Below are 2,733 nucleotides of genomic sequence, written 5' to 3'. Positions count from 1 at the left end.
GCCCTGGGCGGTCCGGCGGGCCACCCGCCGGACCGCCCAGGGCAGGGTCGATCCCGGCCACAGGGTGGCGCGCGCATGCTCGACCCATTCCTCGCCCAGGAGGGGGCGGCTCTCGACGGAGAGGGCGAAGCCTCCGCCGTCGAGGGCCGTCAGCGTGGTGCGCACGAGACGCTTCACGCCCGGCTCGAACACGAGGGGTAGATCGACCGTGAGCCCCCGCAGATCGACGCCGGAGGACGTGAACCCCGCCGTGGCGGCCGCGAGCGCGATCTCGGCATAGGCCGCGCCGGGCAGGATCGGACGGCCGTCGAGGACGTGTTCCGCCAGCACCCACATGCGGGCGGGGTCGTAGAGGGCCTGGAAGGTGATGGCGGTCTCGGTGCGGCCGGTCTCGACCCCGAGGAGCGGGTGACCTTCGGGGGTACCGGACAGGGCCGCTCCCCCGTAGATCCGGGCCGCCATGCCGATATCGCCCCAGATCCCCCATGCCACCGAGAGGCCGTCGCCGCGCCGGGTGGCCAGAGCGTCCAGGGCGGTGTTGGCGGCGGCGTAATCGACCTGGCCGGGCGGCCCGATCTGGGCGCTGGTGGAGGAGAACACCACGAACAGGTCGAGGCTTCCTTCCGGCAGCAGCGCGTCGAGGACCAGCCCCCCGGCCAGCTTCGGCGCCATCACCCGGCGGCTGGATTCGACGGTCTTCTCCATGATCGGGCCATCGTCGATGGAGCCGGCCGCGTGGAACACACCGTGGAGCGCGCCGAAGCGCTGCCGCGCGGCGACGACGACCCGCTCCATGGCGGCGCGGTCGGTCACGTCGGCGCTCACCGCCAGGATCTCGGCCCCCTCGGCCTCGAGGTGGCGGATCGCCGCCACATGGGCGGAGGCATCGCGCCCCACCAGCACGAGCCGCGCGGACACGTCGCGCGCCAGCCATCCGGCGAGGGCGAGGCCCAGGCCGCCGAAACCGCCGGTGACGAGATAGACGCCGCGCCGGCGCAGCCGATGGGGAAGCCCCGCCGGCCCCTCGATGCGCGTGGGCACCATCCGCTGAACCAACCGCGTGCCTCCGCGATGGGCCACGAGGTCGACGCCGTGCTCCGCGTCGCATTCCGCCAGGACGAGGGCGGCCTCCGCCACCGGATCCGCGTCGCGGCCGGGGACATCCTCGCCGCCGAGATCGATGAGCTGCGTCGCCAGGCCCGGCATCTCACGGGGCAGGACGCGGCACAGGCCGAGCAGGGTCGCGCGCTCCGGGTGGCGGGCCGCATGGTCCGGGGGCGACTGGCTCTCCCGCGTCACGACGCTCAGGCGCTTGGGCACCGCGACGTCGCAATATTGCATCGCCTGGCAGAGGGCGAGAAGGCTGTCGAAGCCCAGTGCCTGTTCGGCGCAGGGGCGCTCCGGGGACGGGTCCGGCGCGCTCGTCGACCAGAGGTGGAGGATGTGATCCGGCGCCATTCCATCCCGGTCGAGGGCCGCGACGAGGTCCCGGTACTGGGTCGGCTGGTCGGGCGTCAGCTGGAACAGGCGGTTGCGGACGCTGAAGGCCTCGCCTGGACGCACGACGGTCACACGCGCGCCCCGGTTCTCCAGGGCCGCCAGGATCGCGGTGCTCAGTCGCGAGGCGTCGGCGAAGATCAGCCATGTCCGGTCCGGCGCGGCCGCGCGGGGCGCGACGGGCACCGGCATCCAATGCGGCACCGAGAACCAGTTCTCCATGGACTCGAGGCGCTGGAGCCCGTCCGCCCCGGCATCGAAGGCCACCGGCGTCGTCGCCGCCCGCACCGGCTCGATCCAGTGCCGCTGCTTCTCGAAGGCGTAGGTCGGCACGGGAACCCGGCGCCCGTCGTCACTCCCACGGATCGCCGCCCAATCGACGTCATGGCCGCAGGCCCAGAGCTTGCCGATCGCGGTCAGGGCGACGCAGACGTCCGATTCCGTGTCCCCCGGCTGGCCCATGGTCGGAGCGATGGCCAGAGGCGCGAAGCCCCCGCCCTCCGCGAGACGCGCGAGGGCACCGAGGCTGTGGCCCGGCCCGATCTCGAGGAGCGCCCGGTCCGGCTCGGCCAGGATCGCCGAAACGCCGACCGCGAAGCGGACGGTCTCCCTCAGATGGGACACCCAATAGTCCGGCCGCGTGAGTTCACCCGGCCCGACGAAGGCGCCGCTGAGGTTCGAGACGAAGGGGAGCGTGGGCTCGCGGAGGGCGATCGCGTCCAGGCGCGCGCGGAACCGGTCGAGGAAGGGGTCGAGCATGCGCGAATGGGCCGCGACGTCGATGCGCAGGCGGCGGAACTCGATCCCGTCCTCCGCCAGCCGCCGTTCGAGGGCGGCGATCTCATGGACGGAGCCGGTCGCCACCGTGAGCGTCGCGGCGTTCTCCGCCGCGATGTCGAGGGCGTCACCCATCCGCTCGCGCAGCTCGGCGGAGGGCAGCGACACCGCCAGCATGGCGCCCGCGGGCGCGGCCTCGAAGATCTGCCCGCGCAGGACGACGACGGACAGGGCATCGGCGAGGGACATCACGCCGGCGATGCAGGCGGCGGCATACTCGCCCATGCTGTGCCCGATGACGGCGGCGGGGCGAATGTTCCAGGCGAGCATCATGCGCGCCGTGGCGTATTCGACGATGAACAGGGCCGGGATGGTGTAGCGCGGCCGCGCCAGGAGGGCGGCGGCGGCGGCATCGCCCGGCTCGCTGTCGAGGAGCAGCGCCCGCAGGCCGTCCGGGGC

General features: G+C 73.5%; 1 protein-coding gene. It reads right to left on the bottom strand.

Annotation, left to right across the window (positions count from 1 at the left end; translation table 11 throughout):
* Positions 1–2,733, bottom strand: a 2,733-nt coding sequence (locus FV220_RS24680; protein ID WP_147833545.1) for an SDR family NAD(P)-dependent oxidoreductase, incomplete at both ends; no start/stop codon positions are given.

Origin of the sequence: Methylobacterium sp. WL19, assembly GCF_008040005.1 — a bacterium.
Taxonomy (GTDB): Bacteria; Pseudomonadota; Alphaproteobacteria; order Rhizobiales; family Beijerinckiaceae; genus Methylobacterium; species Methylobacterium bullatum.
Note: the sequence above shows the minus strand (reverse complement) of the source record. Positions and strands in the feature narration are given on the sequence as shown.